The organism is Hathewaya massiliensis, assembly GCF_902143515.1.
In the GTDB taxonomy this organism is placed as follows: Bacteria; Bacillota; Clostridia; order Clostridiales; family Clostridiaceae; genus Hathewaya; species Hathewaya massiliensis.
In genome coordinates this window covers 1-15,781 of the sequence record NZ_CABFVD010000005.1, presented here as the reverse complement: position 1 = coordinate 15,781, position 15,781 = coordinate 1, and the positions used below count along the sequence as shown (strand labels likewise).

Genomic DNA, 15,781 nt, shown 5'->3' with positions numbered 1-15,781 from the left:
CTATTATTTAAATAGTATCATCTACATAAGATTTTTCTTCTACATTATCTCTCATTTCAAGTAGATAATCTGTAACTATGCCTGCATCATCAAAGGTTCCCATATGATTTATTATATAAAGGGCAGCTTCTATAATATTAAATCCTAAGGTACATCCTGTTCCTTCTCCAAGTCTCATTCTTAAATTTAACATTGGAGATAGTCCCATTTCTTTCATCATATATTGAGCACCTGGTTCTGCTGATAAATGAGATGGAAAAATAAAATCTTTTACATTATTGTTTAATCTATAAGCACAAAGGGCCGCAGCTGAAGATATAAACCCATCTATAACAATAGGAATTCTATTTTTAGCTGAACCTAAAAAGCAACCACAAAGCCCTGCAATATCAAGACCTCCAACCTTTGCTATAACATCTATAATATCTTCTTTATTTGGATTATTAATTTCTATTGCCTTTTCTATAACTCTCTTTTTATTTTCAAAAGCCTCTTCAGTTAGGGCAGCGCCTTTTCCTGTACACTGTTCAACATCTAAACCTGATAACACACTTAAAACCGCTGCACTAGTTGTGGTGTTACCAATTCCCATCTCTCCAGTTCCAAAAAGGTTATATCCCTCTTTTGCAAGGTTATCAACTATTTCAATACCAGCTTCTATAGCCTTTATAGCCTCTTCTCTAGTCATAGCTGGACCATTTACCATATTATCTGTTCCAAATCTTACTTTTCTATCTATAATTTTAGGATTATTAATCTCTTTTGCAATACCAATATCAACTACAGTAATATCAGACCCTACAAAATTTGAAAGTACATTAATTCCAGTAATGCCTTTTGTAAAATTATTTGAAACTGTATAAGTTAAGCTTTGAGGACAACTGCTTACGCCCTCTTCTACAACACCATTATCTGCACACATAATAACTACATTCTTCTTATTTATAGTATTGTTTATTTTACCCGTAATTCCAGCCATTTTAGCCACAATACATTCAAGTTCTCCAAGACTTCCAATAGGCTTAGTTAGGCTATCTAGTTTTTCCCAAGACTTTTTAACCCATTGTTCATAAGCCGGTTCTATATTATTTAAAGTTTCCGTTAAAATCTTCATACTCTTCTTCTCCTTTTGAAGTATATTAATTTATACTCAAGAAATTAATTTTAACATAATTATAATAATCAATAGATAGTAATTATCTTTTAATTATGATATTATATAATATAATAAAATATAATACTAATTATATTATTATAGTTTATTAAATTTAAAAATTCAAATATTGTTCGTGTATAAAAGGAATTAAATTGCTTAGTTATTATGTAATGTTGGTGTTTTATAGATTTTTTTATCTATTTTTAGGCTTTCTTAGATATTTTTATTGATATAGTGATTGTATAATCACATGAATATTTTACTCTAACATAGCATATTTTAAAACCAAAAAAATATATAAAAGTTAAATAGATTATGAAAAGTTTGCTAAAAACTTATACACCTATGTAATTAAGGAGGATTAATAATGAAAAGTTATAGAACAGAATTATTATTTGAGACAAATAATAGACGTGAATTTATAAATATAACAAATGAAATTAAAAAAGCTTTAGAAGAAAGTGAAATCAAAGAAGGTTTACTCTTATGTAATGCAATGCATATAACTTCTAGTGTATTTATTAATGATGATGAAAGAGGACTTCATAGAGATTTTGAGGAATTTCTTGAAAAATTAGCTCCAGAAAAACCATATGAACAATATTTCCACAATGGTTTTGAAGATAACGCAGATGCACACTTAAAAAGAACAGTAATGGGACGTGAAGTTGTAGTTGCAATTACAAACGGCGAGTTAGACTTTGGTCCTTTTGAACAAATCTTTTACGGAGAATTTGATGGAAGGCGTAAAAAGAAAGTGTTAATTAAGATAATAGGAGAATAATAAATTAAATAAAAGAACATGAAGTACATAGCTTCATGTTCTTTTATTTATTCGATGACTGACCTCTCTAATACTCTCATCTTATTTAAAATGTGAGTAAAGAGTAGCTATGTCCCTGGATAACGACTTCTAAACTTCAGGGGAGTAAAAATTTTCTCTGAAGTTTAGAACTCTGTTTACTATTTAGTGAGTTTCACTATATTCTATAGCCATAAGATTTGATAAGTTATTAGATGTATTACCATCACCTATAGCTCTTAAATATTCTTCTCCATGTTTTGAAGTAGAAATTATAACACCGGATATCTTACCTTCCTTTGCCATTTGTACTGCTTCATTCTTCATTATAATTTCGCCGTTTTCTAATCTATAAGCACCAATCTCTCCACCATTTTCCTTGACAACTGCAGTTATAACGTGTGCACCAGGATTATTTAATACTCTATTATACATCATACTATTATTTATTGTATTATCAGCTACGTTGTTATTCATTGTATTATCGGCTACATTATTATTCAACGTATTGTTTGGGTTTCTTTTCATTTCCATTGAATTTTTATGATTATTCATAGCACTATTATTGTTTAAAGTATTCATTTCATTGTTCATAGCATTATTATTGTTTACGGTATTATTTATTCCATTATTCATGGAATTTCTGTTTTCGTTCTTAAATTTATTATTATTTTCATTATTTATATTATTCATTACTAATCCCTCCTTTAATTTATTGATATTATTTTTCCCTTAGACCTTTAAAATATACAACTTTAAAATTCCACTGTGCTTATATACTATGATATACCAAACCATCAATGATTCAGAAAATAGATGGTTTCTGTAAGTTTTTACATGAAAATATTACATAAAATATACTTATATAAGTTCCATATGTTCCTTTATTATGTTACTTTACCTTCAATCTCATATAGAAGTCTTGCTTTCCACTTTGGTAAAATAGGAATCAATAAACAGTTTAAGGAGGGTTTTTTTATGAAAAATTCAAAAAAAATAAAAGTTATTTTAAGTACTTTGTTTTTAACCTCATTACTTAGTGTTAATGTACAAGCTATGACTTATACAGTTCAAAAGGGTGATTCACTCTACAAAATTGGACAAAAATATAATACATCCTACCAAAGTATTATGAAAGATAATAAACTTAATTCTATAACAATATATCCAGGCCAAAAACTTTACATAAAAGACAGTGTAAAAGTTACATATACAGTTATAAAAGATGATTCCTTATATAAAATATCTAAAAAATATGGAACCACTATAGAAAGTATAAAAAATTTAAATAACTTAACTGGAGATATGATTTATCCTGGACAAGTTCTTAAAATAAACGCAACTACTGTTCCAAGTTCTTCAAGTCAATCTAAACCATCTACTTCTATACCAGTAGATCCAAATGCAAAACAGCAATCCAATTCAGGAGTCGCTTACACACAAGCTGACTTAGACTTGCTTTCAAGATTAATCTATGCAGAAGCTGGAGCAGAACCATATAATGCCCAAGTTGCTGTAGGTGCTGTTGTTTTAAATAGGGTTAAAAATTCTGGATTCCCAAATACAATTAAGGGTGTAATATATGAAGTTAGCTATGGTTATTATCAATTTACTCCAGTATTAAATGGTCAAATAAATAAACCTGCCTCTGCTCAAGCTATAAAGGCTGCAAAAGAAGCATTAAATGGAGTTGACCCTACTAAAGGGGCACTTTATTTCTTTGATAATACAGTAACAAATAACTGGTTATTATCTAAGCCTCGTGCCTTAGTATCTGGAAAAATGATGTTTGCTTATTAGTTTTAACATTATTATTTTAAGAATATTATACTCATTTTAGGTTTAAAAACTAAAAAAGATTATCTACAAATTAAATATAAAAATTGTAGATAATCTTTTTCTCCTAAAATTTCAATCATAGCATATTATTTTACTAATAAATAAGTTTCTTATGCTTAAATTCTATTAATTCATATCCATCAATTATATATATATAAATCCACTTATATTCTCTATTCTCTTGTAAAAACTATAGTATTAGAGGAACTTAAATCTTCCCTATAAGCATAGCCCTCTTCGTTAAATTCCTTTAATTTTTCTATAGAGTCTATTTTATTTTTTATTATATAAGATGCCATAAGTCCCCTAGCCTTTTTTGCATAAATTGCAATTACCTTATAAACTCCATTTTTTCTCTCCTTAAATACCACATTAATAAAATTTATTTTCCCTAAATTATCTCTTTTTACAACCTTTGAATACTCCTCAGAAGCTAAGTTTAATATAGTTTTTTCATTTGAATTAGAAAGTTCATCCTTTAAACTATTAGTTACTAATTCACTCCAGAAGCCATAAAGATTTTCCCCTCTCTGATTCTTAAGTTTTATGCCCATTTCTAATCTATATTCTTTTATAAGATCTAAAGGCCTTAAAACTCCAAATAATCCTGAAAGTATTCTAAGATGATTTTGTGCAAATTCTATATCTTCTTCGCCGTAACTATAAGAATCTAGGCCCTTATATACATCCCCATTAAATGCAAAAATAGCTTGTTTTGTATCCTCCATAAAATTATCATTAAAACTTTGATATCTATAAAAATTTAACTCACCTAATTTCGGACTTATATTCATTAGAGAACTTAATTCCTCTGGACTGTAACCCTTTAAAATATCTATAAGCATTAAGCTATCTTTTAAAAATTTTGGCATAGTATATTCTTGTGTTAAAGCTTCTCTCTCAAAATCTAAGGATTTAGCTGGAGAAATTATTGTTATCATAAAATCACTCCTAGTTAATATTATCTATTGATTATATTTTAACATCAAACTAAGAGCTTTTAAATATGATTTACATAAATCTGTAATATGAATTTAAAATTTATTATGCAGGATTTATTCTTACATTACAATGAATTATCCTATTATCTACCCCTTCCACAGACTTATGAACCATTTCCCCAATATAATGTGCCTCCTTAAAAGAAACTTCTGAAGATATTCCAACCTCTATATCTACATAAATACTACTACCATGAAGTCTAGTTTTTAAACTATTAATCTCAGTAATCTCATCTATAGATGTAACACTCTGCTTAATTGAATTTACCACTTCTTTATCAGCTGCACGATCAATTAAAGCATTTATAGCTCTTATATATATATCAAAAGAAACCTTGAGAATAATAATACAAATTACAATAGATGCTATTGGATCTAAAACAGGAAATTTAAGCTTGGCACCTAAAATTCCAATAAAACTTCCAACAGAAGATAGTGCATCTGAACGATGATGCCAAGCATCAGCTTCTAAGGAGGAACTATTTATTTTTTTAGCCCCCTTAATTGTGTATCTATACATCCACTCTTTTATTATAATGGATGCTAATGCACCATATATAGCTATACTACCTGGTATTCCATAGTCTCCATTAATTATTGATTCTAAAGCACTATACCCTATAAATACCCCTGTACCACAAAGCAGTACAGCTAAAATTTTAGAGGTTACAGCTTCAAATCTTTCATGACCATAAGGATGTTCCTCATCAGCCTCCTTAGATGATACTTTTAGACCTATTATAACTGCTATAGTTGTTATAATATCTGACAGAGAATGAATTGAATCAGCTATCATAGCACTACTATGGCCTAAAATTCCAACAAAAAGCTTAAAAATAAACAAAAATAAATTTACAATGATAGTTGTTATAGAAATTCTATTCCCTAGGCTTCTTCTTTCTTCATTATTCATAAAATCTCCTCACTTATTTTTAATTGATAAAATAAAACGCTTTATTTAATATGATATGCGCTTTATATTACTAAGTTTACATATTATTTTTACTGAATTTTTATATCAATTGATAATGAATGTGAATTTTATATATTAGGTATTTCTATTGATAACTACTATCTATAGTTTTTTTGTATTAGATTAAAGATACTTTGTCTAATAGAATATATATTGTGAGAAAATAATAATATTTTGTAATTTGGAGGGGTTTTATGGAAAAAGAACAATTAATTCAAAAGGTAAGAGAAACTGCTGAAGGATATTTTCAAAGAGGAGAATTCTTCTGCTCTGAGGCAGTAGTAAAGACTATTAATGATTTATTAGACAAGCCATATGATGAAAGTGTAACTAAATTAGCTTCTGGTTTCCCTGTTGGTATAGGTAAATCCGGCTGTCTATGTGGCGCTGTAAGTGGAGGAGTTATGGCACTTGGAATGGCTTACGGAAGAAAACATGGTGAGTCTATGGATCCTAAAATGTTCCCAGTTTCAGCAGATTTACATGATCACATTAAAACTATGTACAAAAGTACCTGTTGTAGGGTTATGACAAGAGACTTTAAAGAATTTGGATCCCCTGAACGTAAAGCACACTGTGTTAAAATAACTGGGGAAGTTGCAGCTTATATTGCAGGAAAACTTTTAGAAGATGGAATAGAATTAAATATTGAGGAGTAGAAAATATGATACTTACTTCGGTTCAAACTTTATGCTTACTGATACTTTCTTTGATTCTTGCATACTTTATAAAAACTAAAGTTGCATTTCTTAAAAAATATTATATACCAGCTCCACTAATAGGAGGAATTATATTATCCTTTATATTTATAATACTAAACAAATTTACACCTGTAAAAGGAACCTACACTTTTGTTCCGATCTTCGTTGCTGGATTCTTTGCATCCATAGGTCTTAGATTTAATTTAGACACCTTAAAAAAAGGTTTTAAATTGCAAATGTTATATTTCTTAATAACAATAATAGTTGCCCTAGGACAAAATTCAATTGCCTTAGCACTTGGAAAAATCTTTGGGAAAAGTGTACCTGAAAGTTTAATTTTAGGCTCATCTAGCTTAATGGGAGATCATACCTTACTTAAGTCTATGCCTAAATTTGTAAAAGCCATAGGACCTAATATAAAGCAACTCACTGGAATTTCTATTCTAACTCTTTATATTGGAACTATTGCTGGAGTAATTTTGTTTTCTAAATTTAGAAAAGATGTAGACTTAAGCTCTACAATAAAAATACCAGCACCAACATTCACTCCAATAGAACTTTTAAAGTATTTGGGCATTTTTACAGTTTGTGTCGCTATAGGTATGCTTCCAACTGCTTTAAACCTTGGAAAGTGGATTAATCCTGCTGGAGGTGGATTCCTTGTTGGAATTCTTTTAAGACAGTTCTTTGACTTTAGTAAAACTTTTGATATTAAAGTACCTGAAGTAAATTTAATAGGCAACTTTTGTCTTTCCATGCTTTTAATATCAAACTTTGCAATGTTCGATATTTCATTAATAAAAAATATAACTTTATTTAGTTATATGGTATTAGTAATTCAACTTGTAATATTACTAGCATTTACTTACTTTGTGGTATTTAAACTATATAAAAAGAATGGCCTTTCAGCTTATGTATCTGCTGGACTTATAGGCTTTAGTTATGGTATGCCAGCTAGTACTATGAGTTCAATTCAAAGTTTTACAGAAGCAGAAGGCGCAATACCTCTAGTATTATTCATTGTTCCACCTGTAGGAGCATGGCTAATAACAGTTGTAAATCCATTTATTATAGGATTGTTTATGTAAAATAAAACTTAATTATTGTTATACTTAACATTATACATTAATAAATTTAAAGTTCACTCTATAAATCTATAACAATACATAATTTAGGGATTTTTTAATCTTAACTTATAAAAATTTATTAAGCCTTAACAATGAATATTTAGTTTCATTATTTAAGCTTATATAAGTTATATTATAAAAATCCCTTTTTTATATATTGATATGGACCTTTATAAATGTGCTACTAAATATAGTGCAAACATTTGCTATCTTTATATATATATTAATATGGACCTTTGTAGTCTCCTATATCTATAATCTTTTTAAGCTTATCCTTGTAAGTATCTATATATAGTTCACCCTTAGGATTTACTGTTGCTATAAAAACATCTTCATAATTATTTACACCTTGTTTTTTAAGTTCATTCATAAGCCAATTCTTATTTCTATTTAAATCTTGTAAATTTTGTTCAATAATTTTTCCATCGTAAATAAGCTCTATATTTACCCCAGTTTTGTCAGGTTTTAAGTTTAAATCCTTTAAGGTTACAGGATCATTTTCTGGTTTTTTTATAATTGAAAGTTCTCCATCACATTCTAAAATAGCATATTGAACTTCAGATATATCAAAGACACCTTTCTCCCTTAATTTTCCTTGGAGATCCGACAACCTATACCTCATTTTTCTTAAAATATTTTCCATTACCTTTCCTTCCATTATAACTATTTCAGGTTCCCCTTCTATGATTTTAGACATATATCTAGATTTTAATGTTATAAATTGCATTAAAAGACCCAATAAAAACCACACGGCAAGCCCTAGCAAATGAGGCCACATAGGACTATCTAAATCTGAAGTTAAAGTTGCTGCTGTAGACCCTATGGTTATACCTAATATGTAATCAAAAAATGTAAGTTGACTTATTTGTTGCTTTCCTAGAATTCTAGCAAAAACTAACAAGGTAAAAAAACCTACAACTCCTCTTAGACAAACGTTAATAGCTTCTTGCAAACTTCCACCTCCAAAATTATAATTTCATTTATCCCATGACTAATTGCTCTAATGCCCCCATGGCACTCTGTGAAAGTGATTCCTACCAAATCAAAGATTTGATTCCCTGCTTTTCTTCAAAGTGTGAAAAAGAACGGTCACGTCCCTGGATAACAATTTCGTTGTTTATATTATTAACATCTTATCTATATTTAAACCATAGGAATTATTTTCTAAATATTATTAACCCATCATAGTAATAAACATTATCTTCCGTCCGTTTTAAGGTACTATATACCCCAAATTTATTATATTCCCTTAGATCATCTCTATAATCTTCGCATATGTAAAATTCAGCCAACTCTTCAAAATCAACCTCTAAATTATACTTATGATAATAAAAGTATATACATAAATTATTATCTTCTAAATGAATATTCCCTAACTTGTCAAGCCCCCTCTGTTCTTTAAAATACTCTTTAGCTAATACATTTAGATTTTCTTTATTTTCAAAACCCAAATCATTAAATTCATTAATTATAGCAGAAGTATAATTATTTTCTTCCCCTATCATACTATCTAAAAGTTGCTTGTCCCCTTTTGTTACAATATACTCCTTATTAACCCAAGCCCCAACGCTTATATATGTAACAAAACTTTTAGAGTCATCTCTATTTCTTTTAGTATTCTTACTTATATATGTATCCTTTTTAGTTTTAGTATTCTTATTTATATATGTATCCTTTTTAGTTTTAGCAATCTTATTATTAGTAAGTATGCTAATACAAGTACTGCTTTTTATATTAGTTTTAAATTTAATATAAAGAACTAATGAAATTATTATAATAAAGCATAATATTATATGCCTTTTTCCCTTATTTTTTGACATAATACTCCCTCTTATGTAATTTATTTGATATTTGATATTATTATATACTATAAAGTATAAAAAAGATATATTTATTAAAATTTTAATTTGAATGCATATTGCATTATAAAATTCATTTTTTATGATGTATGAATTTTTTCAATTATATATTATAATATTAATTAGTACATACAAACCTAAAGATTTTTGTGAAGTTCTTACGAAAGGATGATAAAAATGAAAAAACATACTAAGGAATATTTTATTGATCTCTTAAAAAAGGAGGTTGTACCAGCTCTTGGCTGTACAGAACCTATAGCAGTTGCTCTAGCTTCTGCTAAAGCTTCAGAGACCTTAGGCGAAACCCCTAAGCTTATAGAAGTTTACGTAAGTCCAAACATATTAAAAAATGGTATGGGGGTTGGAATTCCTGGTACAGGCATGGTTGGTCTTCATATAGCTGCTGCCCTAGGTTCTATTGGTGGAAAATCAAAGGATTGCCTTGAAGTTTTAAAATATATAAAAAAAGAACACATAGAAAAAGCTAAGGATATGGTAAAATCAGAAAAGGTAATAGTTAAGGCAAAGGAAACCCCTTCTAAGCTTTATGTGGAAGTAACAGTTAAAAATGATTCCCATAGTTCCACTGTAATAATAAAAGATACCCATTCTAATATTATAAGTGTAAGCTTAAATGAAGACATAATATATACAACTACTGAAGAAACAACTAAAATTGCATCCTCTAAAGAAAATATAGATAATATAGATCATACTACCATAGATGAAATCTATGAATTTGCCATGAATGCTCCCCTTTCTGATATTGAATTTATATTAGAAGGTGCCCATATGAATAAGACAATTGCAAAAGAAGGCATTAAAAACGACTATGGCCTAAAGGTTGGAAAAACCCTATATAAAAATATAGAAAAAGGTCTATTAAAAGATGATATGTCAAATTACGCCATGGCATTAACCTCAGCAGCTTCAGATGCCCGTATGGCAGGATGCATGCTTCCTGTTATGAGTAATTCAGGTAGTGGAAATCAAGGAATAACTGTTATGATGCCTGTTATAGCAATTCATGAAAAATTAGGTTTAGAAGAAGAAAAACTTGTAAGAGCTTTAATCCTTGCAAACCTTACTGCAATACATATAAAATCATATTTAGGAAGACTATCAGCCCTTTGTGGTTGCGTTGTAGCCTCTTCTGGAGCTAGTGCAGGTATAGTATATCTTCTAGGAGGAAACCTAGATCAAGTTAAGTATGCAATTAAAAATATGGCAGGAAATATAGTTGGAATGATTTGTGATGGTGCTAAAACCGGCTGTGCCCTTAAGGTATCCACTGGAGTAAGTGCTGCCATTCAATCAGCCTTATTAGCTCTTGAAAATATAGAAATATCAGATAAAGACGGAATTATACATAAAGATATGGAAGAAACCATTAAAAATCTAGCTAAAATAGGAACTCAAGGTATGGTTGAAACAGATAAAATTATTTTAGATATAATGACTTGTAAATAAAGATTACATTCCACACCCTTGTAACTGATTACTTGAAATTATGCAACCATAATTTCAAGTAATTTTATATATGATTATTATATCGCAGTTTTCAAGTGACTCAACTCTAGAATATGTCATACCATTTTAATTTGAATATTTCTCTCTTTTAAATTACTATATAATTATACTTTAAATACTTATAATTTAAAATTTAAAATAAAATTATAAAGGAGGGATACCCTTGTATTCTTTTAGAAAATTATTCAAAGACACTTTTAAAGACTTTAAAAAAAGTTTTCACTTAAATATAAAATTTGAAGCTATATATAAAGTGCTTACCTCCTTTTTCCTAATACCATTTATGTCTATATGCTTAAATTATTTTATTTCTCTAAGTGGAAGGAAAATAATTACTAATAATGAGCTTATAAAGTTCTCCACTAGCCTACCAGGCATAGCAGCTTTTATAGTTCTTTTAATTATATGTGGAATATCCATAATCTTAGAAATAGGAACCCTTATTATTATAGCTAATAACATCTATTTTAAACATAAAATTTCATTAAAAGAAGCATTTATTCTAGCAGTTAATAATGTCTCTAAGTTGTTTTCCCTAGGTTCACTTAGGGTAATTTTATATATTATATTTTTAGTTCCACTTTTAGGAATAGGAATAACCTCCAGTTTAAATACAGAACTAAAAATCCCTAGCTTTATTGTAGACTGGTTCTTTGAAAACCCTACATACTTAATACTTTTAATTTTACTAATAATCCTTGCTTATTTCTTTTTGATAAGATGGATATTTTCTCTTCACATAGCAATAATAGAAAATAAAAACTTTAAATCCGCCTTAAAAGAAAGTAAAAAGCTTTGCAAAGGTAGATATAAATATATATTAAAAAACCTAATTTTATTTCAACTTACACTTAGTTTAATTGGACTTGCAGTATTAGTTTTCCTAACTATAATACTTGACTTTATATTTAAAAGAACAGGAATTAATAATTTCTCTTCCCTAAGCCTTTTATCCCTTTATTCTGTAGTTGTAAGTATTTTGTTTTTATTATTTAGCTTATTTATATCCCCACTTTATACAATTTTAATTACAAGACTCTATTACTCCTTAAAGCCAAGCTATGTTAAAAAAGAATTCTTAGGACTTTATAAAAGAGAAACAAATATAAATCTTACCTTTAGAAAAGTAAAGAATAATAAAAAAATAGTACAATTTTTAATTATAATAATATTGTCTATTAGTGTAATCTTTGGAACCTTATTCTTCTATTCAGAAAGTGAAAAGAATCATATTGAAATTACAGCCCATAGAGGAAATTCTTCAGAAGCCCCTGAAAATACCCTCTCCTCCATAGAATACGCCATTAAAGCTAAGGCTGACTATGCAGAAATTGACGTTCAAGAAACCAAGGATGGCGAAGTAGTTTTAACCCATGATAGCAATCTTAAAAGAACCCTAGGATTAAATAAATATATTTGGGAAATAAGCTTAAATGAACTTCAACAATATAATATAAAAAGTAACTTTGATTATGAATTTGAAAAAGAAAAAATCCCTACCCTAGAGGAAGTAATGAAAAAATCCAAAGGAAAATTAAAACTAAACATAGAACTTAAAACTAACGGACATGAAACTAAATTAATAGGAAAAGTAGTAACCTTAGTTCAAAAATATAGCCTTGAAAAAGATGTAGTAATCACTTCCTTAGATTATGACGCCTTAAAAGAGGTAAAAAATCGCAACCCCAAAATAAAAGTAGGATATATAATGTATCTAGCACTTGGCGACCTTGGACAGTTAAAAGTTGACTTTTACAGCATAGAATCAAGTAATGTAAGTAAAAGCCTAGTAAAAAAAGCCCACCTTATAGGAAGAGAAGTACACGTATGGACCGTAGATGACCCTACAAAAATGGAAGAGCTTATGGATATGAGCGTAGATAACATAATAACTAATAAGCCAAGAGAAATGAAAGAAGCATTGGAAGATAAAAAAATATTAGGGATTAAGCTAAATTCAACTTAATCCCTAATAGAATTAATATATATATTTTAATAAATATACATTCCTATTAGCATATCTAGTCATATTATAAGTTTTACTGACTGTATTATTTTAATAAAGATATATTTGTATCAATTATTTGAGGTTGTTTTTTAAATAAGAATTCACCTTTTCTAACTGATACATTAACACCAACTCTTTCTAGTATTGCATCAAATTCATTTTTAGCATTTAAAGCTATAAAGTTGGCATCTTTTCCTACTTCTATACCATATTTATCTTCTATATGAAGAGTTTTAGCACCATTTACTGTAATTAAATCTAAAGCATTATTAATCTCATCAAAAGACATCATATGACAAATATGAATCCCTGCATCTAAAATAGCCATTAAGTTACCATTTCCTAATGGATACCATGGATCTGAAATTGAATCTTGTGCAAAACAAACATTAATTCCTGCATCATTTAGTTCTTTAACCCTAGTAAGCCCCCTTCTCTTAGGATATGTATCATATCTTCCTTGTAAATGTATATTTTCAGTTGGACAAGATATAAAGTTCATTTTTGATAATCCTAAAAGTTTAAATAATTTAAATGTATAAGCATTATTATATGAACCCATTGCACAAGCATGACTTGCTGTTGTAAGTTCTCCAATGCCATTCATATAAGCTTCTGCTGCTAATAACTCAACAAATCTTGATTGCTCATCATCTGTTTCATCACAGTGAACATCTATTAATTTATTGTATTTCATAGCAAGTTCTACAGTTTTCTTTATAGATTTTTCTCCCATTTCTCTTGTAAATTCAAAATGAGGAATAGCACCTACTACATCTGCGCCCATTTTTAATGCTTCTTCTACTAGCTTGTCTCCATCTTTAAATGAATACATTCCCTCTTGTGGAAATGCTATAATTTGTATATCCACAAGATTTTTAACTTCTTCTTTTAATTCCATAATAGCCCTTAAACCAGTAAGTTTAGGATCTGTTACGTCAACATGAGTTCTAAGATATTGAGTTCCGTGTAAAATTTCTTTCTTTAATGCAATTCTTGCACGTTCTTTAATCTCCTCTATAGTCATATTTGCTTTTGTTTCAGACCATCTTTGAATTCCTTCAAAAAGAGTTCCTGTTCCATTGTTAGCACCTGGAGTGCGAGCAGTATATACATAATCTAAATGTATATGTGGATCAACATAGGGAGGAACAACAAGGTCTCCCATTAAATCATAAGTTTCTATATCTTTATATTTTACAGAAAGGTTTTGTCCTATTTCTTTATAAACTCCATTTTCTACAAATAAATCAACTAATTCTTCATTTCCTTTTAATCTAGCATTTTTAAATAAAATAGCCTTCATTTATATAAACTCCTCTCATGTTTTACATATTTCTTTTATGGACTTAAATAACAAAATGAAGTTTACCACTATTCTTATGTATAGTCATTGTATTAATTACACAATAATATTTAAAATTTAATGTGCATAAAAAAACATATTTTTATTTATATATTTGTATCTTTTGTACATTGAATCTATTATCCATTAAGGGTAAACTTGTTGAAGTATTAACTATTTTACAAAATTTTATTGAAACAAAAGGAGATTTTATTATGTATGAAAATGTAAAAATGACTCATATGACATGGCAAGAATTCGAAAAGAAAAAAGATGGTATAATAATTCTACCAATAGGTGCTACAGAACAGCATGGTCCTCATCTACCAACTTGTGTAGATACAGTATTAGCTGAAGGATTTGCTTATCGTATAGCTGAAAAATTAGACGCAGTTGTTGCCCCAAGTCTTTCATATGGATATAAATCAAAGCCTTTAAGTGGTGGTGGTCCTTTATTCCCAGGAACTATAGATTTAAATGGAGCTACACTTCAAGCCTTAGTAATGGATATAATAGATGAGTTTGTTCGTGATGGATTCACAAAAATCTTCTTATTAAGCGCTCACTTTGAAAATGAAGCATTTATAGTAGAAGCTATGGATCTATGTTCTCAAAAATATGGAGATAAAGTACAACTTCTTTTAACTAACTGGTGGGATCCAATGTCACCTGATGTTATTGATAAAGTTTTTGATGAAGTTCCATTCCCAGGTTGGGCATTAGAGCATGCTGCTGTTACAGAAACTTCATTAATGATGTATTTTGCTCCAGAACTTGTAAGAGAAGATAAAATACTAGATACTGAAAATGCTAGCCCAGCAACTTACTATAGATATCCAATCGAAAAAGATATCGTTCCTGAAACAGGAATACTTGCATCAGCTAAATCATCTTCTGCTGAAAGAGGAAAAATAATCGTTGACGATGTTATTCCAAACATACTTAAAATTATTGAAAAAGCTTTTAAATAAAAATTAAAATAAGAACAAAATGCATAATAAAAAACCTGTGACAAAATAGGGGCTGTTGCACTAATAAATTTACATACAGTATATTAATTTGCAAATTTGAAATTAGCACAATATATTGTAGTATCTGCTCTTAATGCAACAGTCCCATAAAAATATCCTAGATTTTTTTACTTTTTATTCTGTAATTCAAGAAACTCATAAATTAATATACTATTGAAAAGTTCTAAATTCGTCATAGCATCATCTAGGTCCCTTCCCAAAAGTTCTTTCACTGTTGATAATCTATAAATTAAAGTATTTCTATGTATAAAAAGTTCTTGTGAAGTTTTTACTAGATGTCTACAGAGATTTAGCACCTAAATTCCAGTGAAATTTTTATTTTTACTGGAATTATATTTTTTTACAATTACTTAAAGGGCTGGTAAGCCCGCAGACCGATAGGTCGCAAAAATAGATATACTTACCCCTA

General features: G+C 28.7%; 14 protein-coding genes and 1 pseudogene. 7 read left to right on the top strand and 8 right to left on the bottom strand.

Annotation, left to right across the window (positions count from 1 at the left end):
- Positions 1–7: 7 nt before the first annotated feature.
- Positions 8–1,114, bottom strand: coding sequence for a nicotinate-nucleotide--dimethylbenzimidazole phosphoribosyltransferase (gene cobT, locus FNZ64_RS09850; protein WP_142414644.1), 1,107 nt, complete (start codon positions 1,112–1,114; stop codon positions 8–10).
- Between the two features lie 409 nt (positions 1,115–1,523).
- Here cobT and FNZ64_RS09845 point away from each other — a divergent pair, with 409 nt between their 5' ends.
- The gene (locus FNZ64_RS09845; RefSeq protein WP_142414643.1) at positions 1,524–1,940 is read left to right on the top strand and encodes a secondary thiamine-phosphate synthase enzyme YjbQ; all 417 of its coding nucleotides are present in this window, start codon (positions 1,524–1,526) and stop codon (positions 1,938–1,940) included.
- Between the two features lie 183 nt (positions 1,941–2,123).
- On the opposite strand, the gene FNZ64_RS14940 is transcribed toward FNZ64_RS09845, so the two are convergent.
- The gene (locus FNZ64_RS14940) at positions 2,124–2,651 is read right to left on the bottom strand and encodes a DUF3892 domain-containing protein (protein ID WP_243129249.1); all 528 of its coding nucleotides are present in this window, start codon (positions 2,649–2,651) and stop codon (positions 2,124–2,126) included.
- A gap of 285 nt (positions 2,652–2,936) precedes the next feature.
- Here FNZ64_RS14940 and FNZ64_RS09835 point away from each other — a divergent pair, with 285 nt between their 5' ends.
- Complete coding sequence (locus FNZ64_RS09835; protein ID WP_142414642.1) at positions 2,937–3,758, top strand: LysM peptidoglycan-binding domain-containing protein; 822 nt, start codon at positions 2,937–2,939, stop codon at positions 3,756–3,758.
- A 212-nt stretch (positions 3,759–3,970) separates the two neighbouring features.
- On the opposite strand, the gene yaaA is transcribed toward FNZ64_RS09835, so the two are convergent.
- Positions 3,971–4,738 (bottom strand): peroxide stress protein YaaA, encoded by a 768-nt coding sequence (gene yaaA, locus FNZ64_RS09830; RefSeq protein WP_142414641.1) that lies wholly within the window; start codon positions 4,736–4,738, stop codon positions 3,971–3,973.
- 103 nt (positions 4,739–4,841) lie between these two features.
- Positions 4,842–5,711: a cation diffusion facilitator family transporter gene (locus tag FNZ64_RS09825; RefSeq protein ID WP_142414640.1), complete on the bottom strand. Its 870-nt coding sequence runs from the start codon at positions 5,709–5,711 to the stop codon at positions 4,842–4,844.
- Between the two features lie 254 nt (positions 5,712–5,965).
- Here FNZ64_RS09825 and FNZ64_RS09820 point away from each other — a divergent pair, with 254 nt between their 5' ends.
- Positions 5,966–6,430, top strand: coding sequence for a C-GCAxxG-C-C family protein (locus FNZ64_RS09820; RefSeq protein ID WP_142414639.1), 465 nt, complete (start codon positions 5,966–5,968; stop codon positions 6,428–6,430).
- A gap of 5 nt (positions 6,431–6,435) precedes the next feature.
- Entirely contained in the window at positions 6,436–7,560 is a 1,125-nt protein-coding gene (locus FNZ64_RS09815) for a sodium/glutamate symporter (protein ID WP_142414638.1), read from the top strand.
- A 262-nt stretch (positions 7,561–7,822) separates the two neighbouring features.
- On the opposite strand, the gene FNZ64_RS09810 is transcribed toward FNZ64_RS09815, so the two are convergent.
- Positions 7,823–8,551, bottom strand: a complete 729-nt coding sequence (locus FNZ64_RS09810) for a YetF domain-containing protein (RefSeq protein ID WP_142414637.1) — start codon at positions 8,549–8,551, stop codon at positions 7,823–7,825.
- Positions 8,552–8,756: 205 nt separating this feature from the next.
- Positions 8,757–9,419, bottom strand: a complete 663-nt coding sequence (locus FNZ64_RS09805; RefSeq protein WP_142414636.1) for a hypothetical protein — start codon at positions 9,417–9,419, stop codon at positions 8,757–8,759.
- 216 nt (positions 9,420–9,635) lie between these two features.
- On the opposite strand from FNZ64_RS09805, the gene FNZ64_RS09800 reads away from it, so the two are divergent.
- Positions 9,636–10,928, top strand: a complete 1,293-nt coding sequence (locus FNZ64_RS09800; protein ID WP_142414635.1) for an L-cysteine desulfidase family protein — start codon at positions 9,636–9,638, stop codon at positions 10,926–10,928.
- 223 nt (positions 10,929–11,151) lie between these two features.
- Entirely contained in the window at positions 11,152–12,954 is a 1,803-nt protein-coding gene (locus FNZ64_RS09795) for a glycerophosphoryl diester phosphodiesterase membrane domain-containing protein (protein WP_142414634.1), read from the top strand.
- A gap of 85 nt (positions 12,955–13,039) precedes the next feature.
- Here FNZ64_RS09795 and codA read toward each other — a convergent pair whose 3' ends face one another.
- Positions 13,040–14,302, bottom strand: coding sequence for a cytosine deaminase (codA, locus tag FNZ64_RS09790; RefSeq protein WP_142414633.1), 1,263 nt, complete (start codon positions 14,300–14,302; stop codon positions 13,040–13,042).
- Between the two features lie 254 nt (positions 14,303–14,556).
- Between codA and FNZ64_RS09785 the strand changes: the two genes are divergently transcribed.
- On the top strand, positions 14,557–15,312 hold the full coding sequence (locus tag FNZ64_RS09785; RefSeq protein WP_142414632.1) for a creatininase: 756 nt from the start codon (positions 14,557–14,559) through the stop codon (positions 15,310–15,312).
- 167 nt (positions 15,313–15,479) lie between these two features.
- Here the strand turns inward: FNZ64_RS09785 and FNZ64_RS09780 are convergent.
- A pseudogene (locus FNZ64_RS09780) lies at positions 15,480–15,653 on the bottom strand (helix-turn-helix domain-containing protein); the annotation flags it as partial.
- Positions 15,654–15,781 lie beyond the last annotated feature (128 nt).